Here is an 18,269-nt window from a genome sequence, read left to right as displayed (position 1 = left end):
TGTCTACGCCGGGGCTCCGTGCGAAGCGTCGTTGTCGCTGACGTCGGCGGTCGTCTGTCCGGTCCAGCGATAGAAGGCCTGTTCCGCCTGATCGCCGACGAGGAAGACGCCTGCGAGCACCGTCCCGACGATGTAGCCGACGAATCCGCCGACGAAGAACGCCGCGAACGCCACGCAGGCCGCGCCGAGCAGATCCCAGAACCCGACGCCCCCCTGCATGTATCCGAGGAACGCGAAGAAGGCGAGCAGACAGCCAGGCAGCGCGAGCGCGCCGGTCAGGATGGAACTGAAGCGGGGACTCGATTCGCCCTGCATCTGGCCGAAGCCGATCACCACGCCGAGCAGTCCCAGGAACAGATAGACCCAGTGGTAGGCGTCGATCCACCGCAAGCCGGCGAAGATCAGGGAATAGAGGAGCATCATCCCCATCAGGGGCCCCATGCCGAAACGCTTGGGGACCTGATACTCGGCGGTCGAACGCCCCGTCATCCGGGCGAAACCCTGGCAGAGCGCCGCGAACTCTTCCTTCAGGTCGGTCGCGAGTCCGGGTTCCAGCGTTCCGGACCGGGGCGGAACGTCATGCGGAATCGCCTCCCGAACCGGCGGCTCTTCCGTCCGTTCGATCCACATCGCCGGAACGTCGTCGTCGTTCCGTTCGTTCGGCGGATCGCTGGAGAAAGACATGACGATGGGAGATCGAAGAGCGTCGACGGTGAGTCGCAGACTGCGGCCGAGAAGAGTGTCCGACGAACGACGGTCGTCCGCCGGGGGCGCTTTATCTTCGTCGAAGCGACGGGAACTTGAGGAAAAAATCGCGATGCGTTCCGCTCGACGCGACCGGCGAATCTTTCCGTCTTCGTAGCAGATTCGACGGATTCCGGAAAGCTTTCCGGCAGGACTTGCCGCACGACCCGCCAGCACGCGCAGAATTGCCCAGTCGAGAAACACGCGTCGGAGAGTGACGCGTCACGTTCGCAATTCGAGGATCAGCGGGAGGCCGACCATGGAGCGACCCCATTATCTGCTGTTCGCGGAGGCCAACGTCGAAGAGCACGTTCGCTGCGGCGCGGGTCGCTGGCGCTTCGCTCTGGAATCGCTCGACGGCGCCGACCGGATCGAAGCCGAAGACGTCGACGACGACGCGCGGCTCGACCGGCTGAACCTGCTGGCCGTCGTTCGCGGCCTGGAGGCGCTGGAGGGTCCTTCGCGGGTGACGCTGCTCACGATGAGTTGGTACGTCCGCCGGGGATTCTCCGAGGGGCTCGAACTCTGGCGCCAGAATAACTGGCGCTGGGAGACGTTCGGCCAGATGACCAGCGTCACGAACGAAGATCTCTGGCGCCGCGTCGACCGGGCGTTGCAGTTTCATATCGTGCAGTGCCGGACCTGGCGCCTCGACGCGAGCGAAGCGCCCGCTCCCCACATCGCGGTCCCCGTCGCTTCGGCGACGAACGCGGCGTCGACGGGCTTCGCATCGACATTCGTCGCGCCGAAAACGCCAGAAGTCGATCCGTATCGAGCCGCCGTCCGGGCGCCGCAGTTCCTGAAGCGCAAGCAACCCCGCATGGCGGCCCGCATCGCGACCGCGGCGTCCCCGGCGTCCGCGGCGGCGACGAAGCCGGTCGAAGCGGAAGCGCCGGAGTCGCCGAGTTATTGGGAGCGAATGCGATCCCTCGTGACCGCTCCGGCGGAGGACGGCGCCCCCGTCGATCCGCCGCGACGGAAGCGGGCGTAGGTTCCTTCGCGAGCCGTACTTCACGTCGTTCGAAGAAAGGGATCCCGACGCCGGAGCGAGAGCGCGTTTCTCTCCAGTCGAAACGCTTGGCTGACCCGCTTCGTCCGTTAAACTGCCACAGAAGCCGCAGAGTCTGCACGATGCGAAATCTCCTCTGCCCTTGCCGCGTCCCGTCCGCGACCGGTCGATCTAAGTTCCGTTCCGCACGCGACTGACGTCGCTGCACGGAGCGAAGCGTCATTCGGTCGCAAGAGCCCGTCCCGTCATCAGGGCTCAGCGAGGTCGGGATCGTCCAGCGGGGAGAGAAGCGAAGTGCGAACGCAAGTCCGGCTGCAGAGCGTGGGAGCGTTGATCGAAGGCGTCTGCGAGCGTCCGCATGACGTCCTGGGCGTTCATCCTCTTCAGAGATCGTCGCGCGGCGAGTCCAGCAAGTCCGGCGACGATTCAGACGCGGCGGTCGCCGTTCGCGCCTGGCTGCCGGGCGTCGGACAAGCCTGGGTCGAAAGCCCGGGCGAGGCCCGACGTCCGATGCGTCGCATCCATCCAGCCGGCCTCTTCGAGGCTCTTTGTCCCGCCATGATTCGTACCGCTGCCGATTACCAGCTTCGCGTCGCCGGAGAGTCCGGCAAGACGCGGCAGGTTCGCGACCCCTACGCCTTCGCACCGATGCTGACTGAATACGATCTCTACCTGTTCGGCGAAGGCCAGCACTGGCGCATCTACGACAAGCTGGGCGCTCAGCTCCGCGTCGTCGACGGCGTCCCGGGCGTCAACTTCGCCACCTGGGCGCCGAACGCAGCGGGCGTCTCCGTCGTCGGCGACTTCAACGGCTGGAACCCGCTCGCGCATCCCCTGCAGAAGCGGGTCCCCAGCGGCGTCTGGGAAATCTTCATTCCTGAAATGAAGGCGGGCGCGAAGTACAAGTTCGCCGTCCGGACCGCGTGGGGCGAAACGGTCGAGAAGTCCGACCCCTACGGCTTCGCCGCGGAGCTGCCCCCGCGCACGGCGTCGATCGTCTGGGATCACGAGCAATACCAGTGGAACGACGGCGACTGGGTCGACAACCGGGCCGAGCGTCAGGCGCTCGACAAGCCGATCAGCGTCTACGAGGTTCACCTCGGAAGCTGGAAGAAGGACTGGGAGCGCGAGAACGGCTGGATCGACTATCGCGAACTGGCCCGGCAGCTCGTCGATTACTGCAAGCGGATGGGCTACACCCACCTGGAACTGATGCCCGTCAGCGAGCATCCCTTCACGGGAAGCTGGGGCTATCAGACGGTTGGCTATTACGCCGCGACGTCGCGGTACGGCTCGCCGGACGACTTCAAATTCTTCGTCGATCACTGCCATCAGAACGGCATCGGCGTGATCGTCGACTGGGTGCCCGCGCACTTCCCGAAGGACGCCCACGGCCTGCGACGCTTCGACGGCACGGGCCTCTACGAGCACGAAGATCCCCGCAAGGGCGAGCACCCCGACTGGGGGACGATGATCTTCAACTACGGACGCAACGAGGTCCGTAACTTCCTGGTCTCGAACGCTCTGTTCTGGATCGAGAAGTACCACATCGACGGCCTCCGCGTCGACGCGGTCGCCTCGATGCTCTACCTCGATTACTCGCGCAAGCACGACGAGTGGATCCCGAACGAACATGGCGGTCGGGAGAACATGGAGGCGATCCATTTCCTCCGCCAGTTCAACGAACAGACGCACGCCCACTTCCCCGGCACGCTCACGATCGCCGAGGAATCGACGTCGTGGGACGGCGTCACGCGGATGACCAGCCACGGCGGGCTGGGCTTCTCGATCAAGTGGAACATGGGGTGGATGAACGACACCCTGCGGTACTTCGCGGAGGATCCGATCCATCGCCGCTACCACCAGAACTCGCTGACGTTCAGCCTGATCTACGCCTTCTCCGAGAACTTCATGCTGCCGCTGTCGCATGACGAAGTCGTGCACGGCAAGAAGTCGCTCCTCGACCAGATGCCGGGCGACCTCTGGCAGAAGTTCGCCAATCTCCGCCTGCTCTATTCGTACATGTGGGCCCACCCCGGGAAGAAGCTCCACTTCATGGGGAACGAGATCGGGATGTGGCGGGAGTGGAGCGAAGAGAGCGAAATCGAGTGGAACCTGCTGGAGTGGCCGACCCACCGCGGCATCCAGAGTCTCTGCGCCGATCTCAACAAGGTCTATCGCGCTGAGCCCGCCCTGCACGAGGTCGACTTCAAGGGCCAGGGCTTCGAGTGGATCGACTGCATGAACTGGGAGGAGAGCTCCCTGGCCTGGATGCGGAAGGCGAAGAACCCCGACGACTTCGTGATCGTCTGTGCGAACTTCACGCCGGTCCCCCGGCTGAACCATCGCATCGGTCTGCCCGCGGCAGGCCGCTATCGCGAGATCTTCAACAGCGATTCGCACCACTATGACGGGTCGAACGTCGGCAACGCCGGCGCACGCGATTCGCAGCCGCTCCCCTGGCACGGTCGTGAACACTCGCTCGAGTTTTCGCTCCCCCCGCTCGGACTGGTGATGTTCAAGCCGGAGCGGTAGTCGCGAAGTCGATCTCAGAGTTTCGAACGGCGAGCGGAGGGTGTAAGCACTCCGTGTTTCCGGCGCGACGGCAGGATTCCCGTAGGGCAGGCGCCCCGCCTGCCATGACGCTTCTTGCCGCTCCGATGGCAGGCGGGGCGCCTGCCCTACAAGAACCGGGGGGATTAACCTCCCCCGCTCGCCACATGACCGGCGGGCGCGTACGATTGACGCGTCGCCGCTGACCCCGGAATCGATTGCCGGAACGGCGCTTTCGCACGCCGTCGGGATTCGGGATGCCTGAGAGTTCGCGTTGGAAGAGCGAGTATCCCTTCGCGTCGAACTGGCTCGACCTGGGGACGCATCGCCTGCATTACCTCGACGAGTTCCAGCGACCTTCGTCGGATTCTGAGCACGCGCCGAGCGAGTCGGGCCCGCCGATTCTGGCCGTTCACGGCAACCCGACGTGGTCCTTCTACTGGCGGTCGATCGTCAGCCGCTTTCGCGAGTCGCATCGCGTGGTCGTGCCCGATCATCTCGGGATGGGGCTTTCGGACAAGCCGCAGCAGTACGATTACACGCTCGCGCGGCATCGCGACAACCTGCTTGATCTGATCGAGCGACTCGACCTCCGCGGGATTACGCTCGTCGCGCATGACTGGGGAGGCGCGATCGGTCTCTCCGCCGCCGTCGCCGCGCCTGATCGCTTCGCACGGATCGTACTGCTGAACACGGGCGCTTTTCCGCCTCCCTACGTGCCGCTGCGGATCCGGATGTGTCGCTTTCCCATCCTGGGAAGCTGGGGCATGCGGCATCTGAACCTGTTCGCCGTCGCCGCGACGCGGATGGCGGTCGAGCGCGCCGGGTCCCTCACGCCCGCGGCGAAGGCGGGGCTGCTCGCGCCGTACGATTCGCCCGGCAATCGCGTCGGGATCGTCGGCTTCGTGAAGGATATCCCGATGTCGCCATCGCATCCGACGCATGCGACGTTGACGCAGCTCGAACGGGACCTCGTCACGCTCAAGGACAAGCCGATCGGGCTCATCTGGGGCATGCGGGACTGGTGCTTCACGCCCGAGTGCCTGTCGCGGTTTCAGCAGGCCTGGCCGCACGCCGAAACGCTGCCGCTCAGCGACGTCGGGCACTACGTCATGGAAGAAGGCCGCGACGCGACGCTCGAGTTCCTGCAATCGTTCATCGAACGGCATCCGCTCCCGGGCGAGCGTGCCCCGACCGCGGGAGCGAGCGCCTGATGACGATGATCGAAACGACGCATGGTCCCTCGAACGGCGATTCGCCGCATCTGTCGCTGCGGCAGTGCGTGACGCTCGCCTGCATTTTGGAATGCACGGCGCCGAAGCCGGGCAACGTCCACCGCGGCAGCGACTTCGAGGATCTCTCGTTCGTCGACTTTCTCGCCTCGGCGGTCGCGATCTCGGAACCTCTCGCCTACGCCTCGGACGGAGTCGGCGGAGCCGTGCAGGCCGCCGTCCACGCGACCCGCGGCTGCGTCCGGACGAACGCGAACCTGGGCATCATCCTGCTGCTCGCGCCGCTCGCCGCCGTCCCGCGCGGCCAGCCGCTGCGCGAAGGCGTGCAGACGATCCTCGCGAACCTGACGGCGGACGACAGCCGGCTGATCTACGAGGCGATCCGGCTGGTCGAACCGGGCGGAATCGGTCGCGTCGACGAGTTCGACGTGCACGAAGCGGCGCCGCCGCGATTGCTCGACGCGATGGAAGCTGCCGCCGATCGCGATGCGATCGCCTACCAGTACGCCCACGGATACGAGACCGTTTTCGACGAGTTGCTGCCCGACCTGATCGGCGACGGTCTACCCGAATCGTTTCGCCTGACCGACCGCATCGTGCATGCCCATGTGGCGTCGATCTCGAAACGGGGCGACTCGCTCATCGCGCGGAAAGCGGGCGTCGAGACGTCGGAGAAGGCGAAGATCATCGCGCGGCGAGCCATCGACGCCGACCCGATCGGCGGAGAAGCGTATCATCGCGCGATCCACGACCTCGACTTCTGGATGCGCAGCCACGACAACCGCCGCAACCCCGGCACGACCGCCGACCTAGTCGCGGCCAGCCTGTTCGCCGGCCTTCGCGACGGCCTGATCCCGCCCCCCTGGCATTGAGCGACTCGACCATCGAGTTCGAAGACCGCGGCACATTTGACCCGTGTGCCATGGCTGGCTTGCCCAGCCGTGCCGGACTCCTCGAATGGTTTCGATTCGTGACGGGCTCGTCGTACGAAGCGGCGCCGCGAGATCATGTACGATCGAATGATGATCCTGCTTTGACCTCGCTTCGAAGCACGGCTGGACAAGCCAGCCATGGCACACGGACTCTCTCCGTGACCAGGCCGGAACCTCTTTCCCCCCGTCCCTCATGTCCGAACGCTTCTTCGTGGAACTCGGCAAGGAAGACCATGTCTTCGCAGCCGCGCACTTCATCACGTTCAACAAGAACATCTGCGAGCGGATTCACGGCCACAACTATCGCGTCCGCGTGACGGTCGAAGGGCCGCTGGACGAGAACGCCTACGTCGTCGACTTCATCGCCCTGCGTGACGGGCTGAAGAAGATCCTCGTCGAGCTTGACCATCACGTCCTGCTGCCGACGCAGCATCCGATGATCCACGTCGCCCAGGAGAACGGCGAAATCGTCGCCCGGTTCGAGGGCCGCCGGTGGGTCTTCCCGATCGACGACTGCGTCCTGATGGACCTCCAGCAGACCACCGCCGAGCTGCTCGCCAAGTGGATCGGCGAACGGCTCCTCGCGCAGTGGCAGGCCGAGATGAACTGGCAACCCGCCTCCCTCGTCGTGAAGGTCGACGAGAACCACGAGCAGTGGGGCGTATGGGAGAAGCGACTCGGCTGATGTCTCTTCTTTGGGTTCGCCCCGTCGTCGTGGTCGGATGCTCCTTCGGGTGGCACTGGCTCTGCCAGTGTCGAATCCTCGCTCGATTGGACTATCGGGAGCGGCCTCTTCCCGATGCACACTGGCAGAGCCAGTGCCACCCGAAGAAGCCGTGCCTGAACTCTAGACCCGAGAAACCTCACGCTCCCACATACCTCGCATACAGCGTCCGCGCTTCCGCGGGATCCTCCGTTCCCTGCACGATGGCGCGGCCGTCAGGGAAGAGGGTGAGCGTCCGGTCGCTGACGGTGAAACGCAGCAGGTAGGGGTTCGAGCGGACTTCTCCGAGCGGGGCCAGCCGCGCGGCGAGATCGGCCAGCGACAGATTCGCCTTGCCGGCGAAGTTCAGTTGCACGGCGTTGCGACCGCAGAGGATCGCGGCGTGACTGGTCCGATCGCCGGCGAGCCAGTCGAACTGCTTCCGCTGACAGCAGGGACAATCGACCTGGCCCAGCAGATGCGCGACGCGCATCGAGTGGACGCGGTTGTCCCACAGGTCGAACGTGAACAGATCGGGCGAGCAGGCCGCGGCGTTGCCGGAAAGGATCTTCAGCGCCTCGTTCGCCTGCCAGGCCGCGACGAACTGGATGGCCGTCGCGAGGATACCCGCCGAGTCGCAGGTCTCTCCCGCGCCGGCTTCCGGCGGATCGGGCAGCACGCATCGCAGGCAGGGCGTCTGACCCGGTCGCACCACCATCCCCTGCCCCGACGCGCCGAGGCATCCGGCGAAGACCCACGGCACGCCCCGTTTCACGGCGACGTCGTTGAGCAGGTAACGGATCTCGAAGTTATCCGTTCCGTCGAGGATCAGGTCGGCGCCTTCGACGAAGGCCTCGACGTTCGTCGCGTCGACGTCCTTCACGTGTGGATCGATCGTGACCGAGGAGTCGATCGCGCGGAGCTTGTTCGCGGCGACGACAGCCTTGGGCAGGCCGCTCGCGACGTCAGCTTCGTCGTACAGAACCTGCCGCTGCAGATTCGACAGGTCGAGAAAGTCCCGGTCGATCAGCCGCAGGTAGCCGACCCCCGCGCGGACGAGCACGTTGGCCAGTACCGACCCCAGCGCGCCCGCTCCCACCAGCGTCACCCGCGCGGCCGCGAGTCGCCGCTGCCCCGCTTCGCCGATCGGAGCGAAGCGGACCTGTCGTGAATGGCGTTCGGAAGAATCGGTCATGGGAACGGATTCGAAATATGTAGGGCTGGCGCCCTCGCCTGCCATCGAAGCTGGTTGCCGGTATCGTGGCAGGCGAGGGCGTCAGCCCTACGGGATCATGTCAGCTCGCTTCGCGGGCGAAGGCGAATCATACGACGGAGCGTGTCGCTCGCTTCGCCGTCGTCGCCGATCGGCGTCAGGACGATCTCGTATTCCAGCGGCGCGGCGGGCGACCAGAAGCAGGGATCGGTGACGACCGCCCGCGCCTCTTCTTCGTCGGAAAACTCCGGCACGCGATAGCTCGCGGGCAACGTCGTCCGGTCGCTCGCCAGCGGTCCGTAAACTTCTCCCCGATAACGTCGCCCCGTCGGCGCCGTTCCCTCCGACCGCACGATGCGAATGGCCAGCGTCGCCCGGATCGCGTTCCCTTCGATCTGTCGGGCCTGAATGGGCGTCGGTTCGTGCATACGGGTCGGCGAGCTCTGGTTCGCGAACGGGGACGTCTCATCCTATTCCGGCAGCCGGCGCCGATGTAGGCAGGGCTTCGGCCATACAGGCCATGCGTCGCCGTGACGGAGGGAACGTCGTTCGCGGTACTTCGACACAGCATCGACCAAAACGCTGATCGAACGGGAAGCCATCGATGAAGACCTATCTGCTGGAACGGGAGCAGACGATCGACCGACCGCTGGCGGAGGTCTTTCCGTTCTTTCAGGACGCGGCGAATCTGAAGGAACTGGTGCCCGAGTTTCTGCGATTCCAGATTCTGACCCCGCTGCCGATCGAGATGCGGCAGGGGGCGGTCATCGACTACCGCATCCGGCTGTTCGGGGCGCCAATGACTTGGAAGACGGAGATCAGCCTGTACGACCCGCCGCACCGCTTCGTCGACCTGCAGCTTCGCGGACCGTACGCCCTGTGGCGGCACGAACACACGTTCGAAGAGACCGGCCCGCGTCAGACGCTCATGCGGGATCGGGTGGAGTACGCCATCGGTTACGGCCCCCTCGGCGGGGTCCTCCACCGGGCGTTCATCCGCCGGACCCTGCAGCGAATCTTCGACTTTCGCGAGCAGCGGACGCGGGAGATCTTCGCGGAAGGCGGGGGCTGATTGGGGCGTTCCTTCGGGCGGCGCAGGCCGCACGATCGTCATTTTCGAGCGGCCCGGACCGGCGCACTCGTCTCCCGCCATGCGTCGCCGGACGCCGCGGTTTGACCCCGTCCCCGCGTGACCTATCGGTTGAGACGAGCGGATCCTCGCGGTCGAGGTCCGCCCTGATCTCGCGTCGGCCCCGGCCGGCGCTTCTCCGAGTCACGGTCCCGCCATGCACTTCGCTTTCGTTCTTTCTCTCTGCGTCGTCGCCGCGTCGCCGATCGCTCCCTCGCAAGGCGCCGAAGTCGAAGCCGCCGCCCGGGCGTTCCGCATCGAGTCGTACAACCGCTGCCGCGAAGACCGCGAGCGGTACCAGCAGCTTCGCGCAGCCGACGACGATCTCCGCATCGGTTTGGCCGCGACGAACGAAGACGATCTGACTGTTCGCCAGGAACAGGCGGCGGAGTGGTACCGCGAAGCGACCGCCGCCGTGCATGCGGACGGCGACATTCCCGCTTCCCCGGCCTGGCTTTCGGAAGCTCTCGCCGACGCTGCCGCAGGCAAGCTCCGTGAGCAGTCGAGCGCTACTTTCGCGTCGAAGCAGACGTCGGCGAAGTCTTGTCAGACGAAGACCTTCCTCCCGCCGATACTTGCGCCTGCGGAATCTGCCGCCGAATCGAACGACTCGCAGAGCAAGAGCGTCGAAACGCCCTTCTTCTTCGTGAACGCCGCGATCAAGGCGCTCGGCGGCGGCCAGCGGAACGGCTCCGAAATCGATGACGTGCAGCAGCCCGTCATTCATCCCGCCGGCCCGATCGTCGACGGACGGATCGAGGAACCGGAGACCGCTCCGGTGCAGGATTCGCTCCGAAAGGCCGCCGATTCGCAGCCTGCATCGCAGATCGAGCCGAAGATGGAACTGCCGACGCTGGGCGCCGAATCGGTCGAAGCAGCTCCCGTCGAAACGCCGGCGATCGAGATGCCCGAAATGGAACTGCCGGAGCTTTCGTCGAACTGACGGCGAACGAGCGAAACGACGGTAGTGGGCTAAGTTTGAATGTCGCGTTAGGTCACGCTAGGCTAGAAGCATGACCAACCCCTTCGATCAAACGAATGTTCCTCCACGGAAGCTGCCGCCCGACAGGAGCGGGGAATTGTTCGCCGCCGTGGCGGTAATTGGGTTGGGGCTGTTCTGCACCATCGTCGGCATCTATTCGGTGGCGTTGAAGCTGTTTCCCGGGCCTCAGCCGTAGTTTATCGCCTCTGAGTATAGATCGTCGAACTTCCAGAGCCGATCCGTCACCCCGGCCATCATCGCAGCCGTCGGACGTAGCTTCCCGGCCATGCCGCTCTTGTCGGTGTTCCGCGTACGCCAGACGAAGTTGTAGTACGCGAGGAACATCCCGACCCCAAGGGCCGCATTCGAACGCAAGTCGCGTCGGGTTGGCCCTATTGCACGCGTTAGCATCTATCGCCTCCGATAGCGGCTAATCTCAGGATGAGACTCTTGACCGCAAGGGGCCGCAGCGTGCGGCAAGCAGGGTCGGGCCGCAGCCCTGACTGAGTCGCCGGTCAAACTAGGACCGCGCGATGAGGTAGATGGTCAACGCCAGGACGTAGGCTGCGATGAGACTAAAGCAGCCCACCGCGTACAACCGCGTTCGTTCGGGCGGCTCTGGCCGTTGCGAGTCGCTTTCATGGCCGGGCGGCTGGTACGGGTTCGACATGCCGCCGATTCTACCCCGTGACCAGACTTGACCGGCAAACTAGCCCACTACCGAAACGACAAGAAGATTGCGATCGCCCTCGCGTTCGGTGAAACTTTCACCCGGGCGCGGGGGTTTCTCTTTGCTTGCCTCTCCTTCGCTTCGTCTCCGCTTTCGCTTCTCCGCGAGTTCGCCGCCATGCATCGCTTCGTTTCCCGCTTCGCCGTTCTGCTTCTCCTCGGCGGGCTGATCGGCTGCGGTCCCGTGACGGCCCGGGCACAGATCGGCGACGGCGAGGTCAGGAAGTACGACCGGAACGGCGACGGCTACGTCAGTCGCGAAGAGGCGCCCGCGGAGTGGAATCGCAACTTCGACGCGGCTGACACCGACGACGACGGCAAGATCTCCGAAGCGGAAGTCGACGCCGTAGTGAAGCTCATGGGCGGGCCGCAGACGGGCGCGAATCTCGTCAAGCTGTTCGATAACGACGGCGACGGGTTCGTCAGCCGCGAGGAGGCGCCCCCCGCGTGGCAGCCGAACTACGACGCCGCGGATACCGACAAGGACGGCAAGATCTCGATCGCCGAGACCGACGCCGTCCTGAAGAAGCTCCAGCAGCTCGCCGGCAACTCCGATCCGGCAGAGGGAACGCAGAAGTTCCTGAACGTCGCCTACGTCGACGGTGGCCATGAACGGCAGAAGCTGGACGTCTACGTGCCCCCTCGCGCGAAGGGCGAAAAGACGAAGCCGAAGCTGATCGTCTGGATTCACGGCGGCGGCTGGAAGGCCGGCGACAAGTCGAATCCGCCCGCGCTCTATCTTCTGAACGAAGGCTACGCGGTCGCGAGCGTGAACTATCGCTTCAGCGAGCACGCGATCTTCCCCGCCCAGATCGAGGACTGCAAAACGGCGATCCGCTTCCTGCGCGCGAAGGCGGACGAGTACGGCTACGACGCCAGCAAGATCGGCGTCTGGGGCGCCTCCGCAGGCGGGCATCTCGTCTCCCTGCTCGGAACCGCCGGCGACGCGAAGGAACTGGAGGGGCCCGATCTGTACGCCGACCAGTCGAGCCGGGTGCAGGCCGTCTGCAACTACTTCGGCCCCACGGACTTCGTGAACATCGAAGATCACATGACGCCGGTCGTCACCCTCGACTGGAAGGGCCCCGACAGCCTGGTCGCCCATCTGCTGGGCGGCCCGCTCGCCGATCGGCAGGATTTGGCGAAGACGGCCAGCCCCATCGCCTACGTCACGAAGGACGATCCCCCGTTCCTCACGTTCCACGGCGATAAGGACGCGCTCGTTCCGCTCGGTCAGGCCGAGGCCCTGCACGAAGCGCTGGAGCAGGTTGGCGTCGAGAACGAACTGATCGTGATGAAGGGCCGCGGCCACGAGATGTTCGGCGACCCCGTCTCCCGCGCGAAGGTCTTCGCCTTCTTCCAGCGCACGCTGGCTGAAGAGGGCGCTCCGTCGAAGTAAGTCGGAAGAGAATTCGAATCGAAAAGCGTTCCATGTCCCTGCGTCTCGGCATCGCATTGTTCGGCGCGTCGCTCATCGGTCAGGCTGCCGTGCATGCGCAGCCGCCCGAGGCGCCGCAGCGTCCGCCCGTCCTGCGGCAGTTCGATAAGGACGGCGACGGAGCGCTCTCCCGCGAAGAGGCTCCCCCCTTCCTGAAGGAGCGCTTCGATCGCGTCGACGCGAACGGCGACGGCAAGGTGACGCCCGCCGAAGTCGCCGCCGCGAGGCAACGCCAGGGCGGAGGAGGAGGACCGGGCCGCGATCTATCGGAGAACGTGAAGGCGCTGCGCGATCTCCCCTACGTGCCGGAGGGTCACGAACGCCAGAAGCTCGATCTCTACCTGCCGGAACGAGCCGACGAGGATGCGAAGCTGCCGCTGGTCGTCTGGATTCATGGCGGCGGCTGGCAAGGCGGCTCGAAGGAAGGCTGCCCCGCCCGCTATCTCACGGGCGAAGGCTTCGCCGTGGCGAGCGTGAACTATCGACTGAGCGGCCACGCGCCGTTTCCCGCGCAGATCCACGACTGCAAGGCGGCCCTCCGCTTCCTGCGTGCGAACGCGGAGAAATACGGCCTCGATCCCGACCGCATCGGCGTCTGGGGTTCGTCCGCAGGGGGCCACCTCGTCTCGCTCCTGGGGACCAGCGGCGACGTCGCCGATCTGGAGGGCCCCGATCTCTACCGCGATCAGTCGAGCCGCGTCCAGGCGGTCTGCAACTACTACGGTCCGACGGACCTTCTCAAGATGGGCGAGCAGTCGGGCGAATCATCCCGCATCGATCACGACTCGCCGAACAGTCCGGAAAGCAAGCTGCTCGGCGGACCGGTTCAGGAAAGGAAGGAGATCGCCCGGCTCGCGAGTCCCATGACGCATATCTCGAAAGACGATCCACCGGTCCTTACCGTTCACGGCGACAGCGACCCGGTCGTCCCGGTTCGACAGGGAACGTCCTTCCACGAGGCCCTGACGAAGGCGGGCGTCCCGAGCGAGCTCTACGTCGTGAAGGGAGGCGGCCATGGCGGCTTCCGCGACGAGGCTCTGCCGGGGAAGGTGACGGAGTTCTTCCGCCGCACGCTGCCGGCGAAAGCGCCCGAATCCCCGGAGCCCGAAAAGGATTCCGGCGCCGTTCGGCCTTTGAACTGACTCCGCGGGCATTCGCCCAATCGCTACGATTCCCCCAAAGCGCCTTTATGGCGGGGCGGAAGGGTCGCGACGGCGACCTTGCCGATGGGGCGGCATTGGCGGGTCCGGCGGACCCTACTTATACTGGCGGCTCTTGACGCTTCTTGCGCCGCCCGGATCTCCCCGAACCGACCGCGGGCGCAAGCTCTCCCCGCCTGCGAAGGCTTCCGTCGCCGCGGATCGCGATGCGATCCGCGATCTCTTCGACGAAGCCGAGTTTCTTCGCGGCGAACCGCGTTTCCCGACGGATCATGATCAGCAGCTACAACCTCACGCACCTCCGGCAGCTCGAAGCCGAGAGCATCCACATCATCCGCGAGGTGGCGTCCGAGTTCAAAAACCCGGTCATGCTCTACTCGATCGGGAAAGACTCCGCGGTGATGCTGCAGCTCGCCCTCAAGGCGTTCTACCCCGCGAAGCCCCCCTTCCCGCTGCTCCACGTCGATACGACGTGGAAGTTCCGGGACATGTACGAGCTCCGCGATGGATACGTCGCCAAGGAGCTGGGCCTGGACCTGATCCGCTACGTGAACGAGGAGGGCGTGAAGCTGGGCCTCGATCCCTTCACGCAAGGCGGCAAGCACACCACGGTCATGAAGACCGAGGGACTGAAGCAGGCGCTCGATAAGTACAAGTTCGACGCGGCCTTCGGCGGCGCCCGCCGCGACGAAGAGAAGTCCCGCGCGAAGGAGCGCGTCTTCTCGTTCCGCGACGAACATCATCGCTGGGATCCGAAGAATCAGCGTCCCGAGATCTGGAGCCTGTACAACACCCGCGTCAACCCGGGCGAGTCGATCCGCGTCTTCCCGATCTCGAACTGGACCGAGCTCGACGTCTGGCAGTACATCCATCTGGAGAACATCCGCCTGGTGCCGCTGTACTACGCCGCGGAGCGCCCGGTCGTGAAGCGGAACGGCACGCTGCTGATGGTCGACGACGACCGGATGAAGCTGCTCCCCGGCGAGAAGGTGGAGCAGAAGGTGGTCCGCTTCCGCACGCTCGGCTGCTACCCGCTGACGGGCGCCGTGGAATCGACCGCCGTGACGTTGCCCGACATCATTCAGGAGATGCTCCTGACGACGACCTCCGAACGGCAGGGCCGCAAGGTCGACGACGACGACGAAGGGACGATGGAAGACAAGAAGAAGGAAGGCTACTTCTAAACCGACTTGTCCTTCCCGCTCCTTCGGGCGCCACTGGCTCTGCCAGCGCCGAACCTCGATAAGCGCCGCATTTCAGCAATGTCCGTTGGGCAATTAGGCCCTGCCGGACAGTCTTCTGCTTCGATCGCACTGGCAGAGCCAGCGCCACCCGAAGAGACGAGAATCTCGAACAGCACGTACGCATGTCGCACCAATCCGAGCTGATCGCTACCGACATCGAGGCCTATCTCGCCGAGCATGAGCGGAAGGAACTCCTCCGCTTCATCACCTGCGGGAACGTCGACGACGGCAAGAGCACGCTCATCGGGCGGCTGCTCTACGACTCGAAGATGATCTACGAGGACACGATCGCGGCGATTAAGAAGGATACGAAGCGCTACGGCACGACCGGCAGCGACTTCGATCCCGCGCTGCTGATGGACGGCCTGAAGGAGGAGCGCGAGCAGGGGATCACGATCGACGTCGCCTATCGCTACTTCTCGACGGCGAAGCGGAAGTTCATCATCGCCGACACGCCGGGCCACGTGCAATACACGCGGAACATGGCGACCGGCGCTTCGACCGCCGATCTGGCGGTGATTCTGGTCGACGCGCGGCACGGGGTCCGCGAACAGACCCGGCGCCACAGCTTCATCACGTCGCTGCTGGGGATCAAGCACATCGTCGTCGCGGTCAACAAGATGGACCTCGTCGACTGGTCGCAGGAGCGCTTTCGCGAGATCGTCGCCGACTACCAGCAGTTCGCCGTCCGCCTGAACATTCCCGACCTGCACTTCATTCCCCTGTCGGCCAAGCTGGGCGACAACGTCGTCGACCGCAGCGCGAACATGCCGTGGTACGACGGGGCCACGATCATGAGCTTCCTGGAGTCGGTCTACATCGGCTCCGACCGGAACCTCGAAGACTTCCGCTTTCCCGTGCAGTGGGTCAGCCGGCCGAACCTCGACTTCCGCGGCTTCGCCGGGACGATCGCCTCGGGCATCGTCCGCAAGGGCGACGAGGTGATGGCCCTCCCCTCGCGCAAGACGTCGCGGGTGAAGTCGATCGTCACCTTCGACGGCGACCTCGACGAAGCGTTCGGCCCGCTCTCGGTGACGCTCACGCTGGAAGACGAAATCGACGTCAGCCGCGGCGACATGCTCGTCCGGCCGGGCAACGTGCCGAGCGTGACGCAGAAGTTCGACGCGACGGTCGTCTGGATGCATCAGGACGCGATGCAGCCCGGCAAGCAGTATCTGTTCAAGCAGACCACGAAGACCGTGCCGGGCACGATCCAGTCGCTGCGATATCGCGTCGACGTGAACACGCTGCATCGCCAGCCGGCGCCGTCGCTGCAACTCAACGAGATCGGTCGCTGCTCGATCCACCTCTCGTCGCCGATCATGGCCGACGACTACCGTCGCAACCGCGTGACGGGCGCCTTCATCATCGTCGACCGGATCAGCAACGCGACGGTCGGCGCCGGCATGATCATGGATCGCCGGACGGGCGAAGAGAGCCACGAGCACTGGGACGACGAGCCCGCCACCGCGACCCTGCAGGCGGGCGTGAGCGACGTCACCGAGAGCGAACGCCAGGCTCGCTTCGGCCAGAAGGGGGCGACGATCCTCTTCACCGGCCCCAGCGGCGCCGGCAAGTCGAAGCTCGCCTACGCGGTCGAACGCCGCCTGTTCGACGACGGCCGCGCCGTCGCCGTGCTGGAAGGAAAGACGCTGCGACTGGGCATCTCGAAGGATCTGGAGTTCTCGCCCGAGGACCGGTCGGAGAACCTTCGCCGCGGCGCCGAGATCGCGCGGATCCTTAACCAGGCCGGCCTCCTCTGCCTGGCGCCCTTCGCTTCGCCGCAGGAGGAAGTTCGCGAGAAGGCGCGGGACCTGATTGGCGCCGAGCGGTTCCTGGTCGTCCACATGACCGCGCCTGCCGCGGTCCGCGACGAGCGCGTGAAAGAACGCCGTGCCGACGACGCGACCGACGCGGACGAGTTCGCCTACGAAGAACCTGCGAACGCCGACCTCACCCTCGACACGTCGAAGGTCGACCTGGCCAAGCAGGTGGATGCGGTGGTGGAGATGCTGAAGAAGCGCGGGTTCGTGGAGTGAACCCTTCGGCGAGCGAGCGGCTCTTGTCGTAGGGTGCGTCCTGACGCACCTGTCGTTCTCACGACGTTCGATGGCGAGTTGCTGTCGATCCTCCGTGAGAACCGACCTCCAACATGCGTCAGGTCGTACGATGTCGATCGACGAAGAAGCTTACGCCGACCTACGAGAAATCTGCTCTGCGATCTCCGAAGGTCGGAGGCCCGATCGAACCGTCATCGATCGAGTGGAAGCTCGCGCGGAGAGAGTCACCGAGGCTATCTACCGTAAGCATGGGATGCTCAATATCGCCGTCCAGTTGATTCGCGAAACGCGCGACCAGCCTCGCGGATGGATGCAGAGCGACGAGTCTTAGTAGGCGAGCGAACAAGTCTCGCTCGGACGCTTGTCGGCAGTGACGAAACAGCTCAGTCTCAATATCGATCGCAGCGTGGAACGACAGGTGCGTCAAGACGCACCCTACGAGACTGAATCAGTCGCAATCGCTTTCAAGATGCCGCCGCATCGCCGCCAGCAATTCTTCGAACGATACGTCGCTGGCTTTTTCGCCGAGAACGTAGCCGAGCGGCGCATCTTCGGTCGGAATCTCGCATTCGAATCCGTAACGGCCGTCGTGCTTACCGAAGACCGAGATGTAGACCAGATGATCGCCTCCGCCGATGACGCGAATGCCGGTCGCGCAAAGATCCGGTTCCCAATAGTCGATGATCTCCCAACCACGGGACGGTAGGTCGAGTCGTTCGATCAGTTCAGAAATCTGCCGGCATTTGCCGCGGAGATTCGTCGCCTCGAAGGCGAGGTTCGACCGGATCCAGAAGACGCCCCGACGAAGATGAGCGACCGAAGTGCGCTCGTCTGCCAGGCCCGTGTTCGCATCTCGATCGAACATTCCGATAACGAGGACGCGCAAGCGACTCCATGTTTCGTCGTCCTCGTCATCAGGCAACTGCTCTACGAAGTCCCGCAAGGCGTCGCTCAGATACTGCGAAAGCGCGACGACGAAGCGTGCCACGTTCGACTCGTCGACCGATTGCAAGGCGAGCAGAAACGCAGTCTGTTCGTTGAGCGCGCCTCGCTCATAAGCAGCCAGGACCAGAAGCGGATCCCTCGCCTTCGAATCCTGAGCGTCGGACAACTCTTCGTAACTCATGACGCTTGCTTCCGA

The 18,269-nt window shown here is 64.9% G+C and carries 17 protein-coding genes; 12 read left to right on the top strand and 5 right to left on the bottom strand.

The genetic code is table 11. The features are described from left to right. Positions 1 to 3: 3 nt before the first annotated feature. Positions 4 to 684, bottom strand: coding sequence for a hypothetical protein (locus tag SH602x_RS10465; RefSeq protein WP_479476737.1), 681 nt, complete (start codon positions 682 to 684; stop codon positions 4 to 6). A 319-nt stretch (positions 685 to 1,003) separates the two neighbouring features. Here SH602x_RS10465 and SH602x_RS10460 point away from each other — a divergent pair, with 319 nt between their 5' ends. The 5 genes from SH602x_RS10460 to SH602x_RS10440 all read left to right on the top strand — a co-directional run bounded on the left by SH602x_RS10460 (position 1,004) and on the right by SH602x_RS10440 (position 7,155). Next, a complete protein-coding gene (locus SH602x_RS10460; RefSeq protein WP_479476736.1) occupies positions 1,004 to 1,735 on the top strand; it encodes an RNase H family protein in 732 nt (243 codons plus the stop codon). A 312-nt stretch (positions 1,736 to 2,047) separates the two neighbouring features. Beyond that, the gene (gene glgB, locus SH602x_RS10455; protein WP_479476735.1) at positions 2,048 to 4,288 is read left to right on the top strand and encodes a 1,4-alpha-glucan branching protein GlgB; all 2,241 of its coding nucleotides are present in this window, start codon (positions 2,048 to 2,050) and stop codon (positions 4,286 to 4,288) included. A gap of 275 nt (positions 4,289 to 4,563) precedes the next feature. After that, on the top strand, positions 4,564 to 5,520 hold the full coding sequence (locus SH602x_RS10450; RefSeq protein ID WP_479476734.1) for an alpha/beta fold hydrolase: 957 nt from the start codon (positions 4,564 to 4,566) through the stop codon (positions 5,518 to 5,520). Next, positions 5,520 to 6,410, top strand: coding sequence for a triphosphoribosyl-dephospho-CoA synthase (locus SH602x_RS10445; RefSeq protein WP_479476733.1), 891 nt, complete (start codon positions 5,520 to 5,522; stop codon positions 6,408 to 6,410). Before SH602x_RS10450 ends, SH602x_RS10445 begins: the two co-directional genes overlap by 1 nt. A 253-nt stretch (positions 6,411 to 6,663) precedes the next feature. Next, positions 6,664 to 7,155, top strand: coding sequence for a 6-pyruvoyl trahydropterin synthase family protein (locus SH602x_RS10440; RefSeq protein ID WP_479476732.1), 492 nt, complete (start codon positions 6,664 to 6,666; stop codon positions 7,153 to 7,155). Between the two features lie 178 nt (positions 7,156 to 7,333). Here the strand turns inward: SH602x_RS10440 and SH602x_RS10435 are convergent, their stop codons facing one another. Continuing rightward, complete coding sequence (locus SH602x_RS10435) at positions 7,334 to 8,368, bottom strand: ThiF family adenylyltransferase (protein WP_479476731.1); 1,035 nt, start codon at positions 8,366 to 8,368, stop codon at positions 7,334 to 7,336. Positions 8,369 to 8,463: 95 nt separating this feature from the next. Next, a complete protein-coding gene (locus SH602x_RS10430) occupies positions 8,464 to 8,814 on the bottom strand; it encodes a hypothetical protein (protein ID WP_479476730.1) in 351 nt (116 codons plus the stop codon). Between the two features lie 176 nt (positions 8,815 to 8,990). Here SH602x_RS10430 and SH602x_RS10425 point away from each other — a divergent pair, with 176 nt between their 5' ends. From SH602x_RS10425 to SH602x_RS10415, 3 genes are all read left to right on the top strand, one after another. Next, complete coding sequence (locus tag SH602x_RS10425; protein WP_479476729.1) at positions 8,991 to 9,458, top strand: SRPBCC family protein; 468 nt, start codon at positions 8,991 to 8,993, stop codon at positions 9,456 to 9,458. A gap of 214 nt (positions 9,459 to 9,672) precedes the next feature. After that, entirely contained in the window at positions 9,673 to 10,458 is a 786-nt protein-coding gene (locus SH602x_RS10420; protein WP_479476728.1) for a hypothetical protein, read from the top strand. 70 nt (positions 10,459 to 10,528) lie between these two features. Further along, complete coding sequence (locus tag SH602x_RS10415) at positions 10,529 to 10,693, top strand: hypothetical protein (RefSeq protein ID WP_479476727.1); 165 nt, start codon at positions 10,529 to 10,531, stop codon at positions 10,691 to 10,693. Here the strand turns inward: SH602x_RS10415 and SH602x_RS10410 are convergent. Further along, a complete protein-coding gene (locus tag SH602x_RS10410) occupies positions 10,684 to 10,842 on the bottom strand; it encodes a hypothetical protein (RefSeq protein ID WP_479476726.1) in 159 nt (52 codons plus the stop codon). The two genes, SH602x_RS10415 and SH602x_RS10410, sit on opposite strands and share 10 nt — an antisense overlap. Positions 10,843 to 11,344: 502 nt before the next feature. Between SH602x_RS10410 and SH602x_RS10405 the strand changes: the two genes are divergently transcribed. The 4 genes from SH602x_RS10405 to cysN all read left to right on the top strand — a co-directional run bounded on the left by SH602x_RS10405 (position 11,345) and on the right by cysN (position 17,107). After that, entirely contained in the window at positions 11,345 to 12,625 is a 1,281-nt protein-coding gene (locus SH602x_RS10405; protein WP_479476725.1) for an alpha/beta hydrolase fold domain-containing protein, read from the top strand. 32 nt (positions 12,626 to 12,657) lie between these two features. After that, positions 12,658 to 13,806 carry an alpha/beta hydrolase fold domain-containing protein gene (locus tag SH602x_RS10400; RefSeq protein ID WP_479476724.1) on the top strand — a complete coding sequence of 383 codons (1,149 nt, stop codon included), beginning with the start codon at positions 12,658 to 12,660 and terminating at the stop codon, positions 13,804 to 13,806. Between the two features lie 293 nt (positions 13,807 to 14,099). Beyond that, a complete protein-coding gene (cysD, locus tag SH602x_RS10395) occupies positions 14,100 to 15,008 on the top strand; it encodes a sulfate adenylyltransferase subunit CysD (RefSeq protein WP_479477103.1) in 909 nt (302 codons plus the stop codon). 182 nt (positions 15,009 to 15,190) lie between these two features. Continuing rightward, on the top strand, positions 15,191 to 17,107 hold the full coding sequence (cysN, locus tag SH602x_RS10390) for a sulfate adenylyltransferase subunit CysN (RefSeq protein WP_479476723.1): 1,917 nt from the start codon (positions 15,191 to 15,193) through the stop codon (positions 17,105 to 17,107). Between the two features lie 469 nt (positions 17,108 to 17,576). Here the strand turns inward: cysN and SH602x_RS10385 are convergent, their stop codons facing one another. Then, positions 17,577 to 18,254: a hypothetical protein gene (locus tag SH602x_RS10385; protein ID WP_479476722.1), complete on the bottom strand. Its 678-nt coding sequence runs from the start codon at positions 18,252 to 18,254 to the stop codon at positions 17,577 to 17,579. Positions 18,255 to 18,269 lie beyond the last annotated feature (15 nt).

This window comes from Lignipirellula cremea (assembly GCF_056501455.1).
This window is presented reverse-complemented; position numbering and strand designations above follow the sequence as displayed.

What these genes read in the sequence shown, in the direction of transcription:
- SH602x_RS10465 (WP_479476737.1), bottom strand. Translation starts at nt 684, where the DNA reads ATGTCTTTCTCCAGCGATCCGCCGAACGAACGGAACGACGACGACGTT.
- SH602x_RS10460 (WP_479476736.1), top strand. Translation starts at nt 1,004, where the DNA reads ATGGAGCGACCCCATTATCTGCTGTTCGCGGAGGCCAACGTCGAAGAG.
- SH602x_RS10450 (WP_479476734.1), top strand. Translation starts at nt 4,564, where the DNA reads ATGCCTGAGAGTTCGCGTTGGAAGAGCGAGTATCCCTTCGCGTCGAAC.
- SH602x_RS10445 (WP_479476733.1), top strand. Translation starts at nt 5,520, where the DNA reads ATGACGATGATCGAAACGACGCATGGTCCCTCGAACGGCGATTCGCCG.
- SH602x_RS10440 (WP_479476732.1), top strand. Translation starts at nt 6,664, where the DNA reads ATGTCCGAACGCTTCTTCGTGGAACTCGGCAAGGAAGACCATGTCTTC.
- SH602x_RS10435 (WP_479476731.1), bottom strand. Translation starts at nt 8,368, where the DNA reads ATGACCGATTCTTCCGAACGCCATTCACGACAGGTCCGCTTCGCTCCG.
- SH602x_RS10430 (WP_479476730.1), bottom strand. Translation starts at nt 8,814, where the DNA reads ATGCACGAACCGACGCCCATTCAGGCCCGACAGATCGAAGGGAACGCG.
- SH602x_RS10425 (WP_479476729.1), top strand. Translation starts at nt 8,991, where the DNA reads ATGAAGACCTATCTGCTGGAACGGGAGCAGACGATCGACCGACCGCTG.
- SH602x_RS10420 (WP_479476728.1), top strand. Translation starts at nt 9,673, where the DNA reads ATGCACTTCGCTTTCGTTCTTTCTCTCTGCGTCGTCGCCGCGTCGCCG.
- SH602x_RS10415 (WP_479476727.1), top strand. Translation starts at nt 10,529, where the DNA reads ATGACCAACCCCTTCGATCAAACGAATGTTCCTCCACGGAAGCTGCCG.
- SH602x_RS10410 (WP_479476726.1), bottom strand. Translation starts at nt 10,842, where the DNA reads ATGTTCCTCGCGTACTACAACTTCGTCTGGCGTACGCGGAACACCGAC.
- SH602x_RS10405 (WP_479476725.1), top strand. Translation starts at nt 11,345, where the DNA reads ATGCATCGCTTCGTTTCCCGCTTCGCCGTTCTGCTTCTCCTCGGCGGG.
- SH602x_RS10400 (WP_479476724.1), top strand. Translation starts at nt 12,658, where the DNA reads ATGTCCCTGCGTCTCGGCATCGCATTGTTCGGCGCGTCGCTCATCGGT.
- cysN (WP_479476723.1), top strand. Translation starts at nt 15,191, where the DNA reads ATGTCGCACCAATCCGAGCTGATCGCTACCGACATCGAGGCCTATCTC.
- SH602x_RS10385 (WP_479476722.1), bottom strand. Translation starts at nt 18,254, where the DNA reads ATGAGTTACGAAGAGTTGTCCGACGCTCAGGATTCGAAGGCGAGGGAT.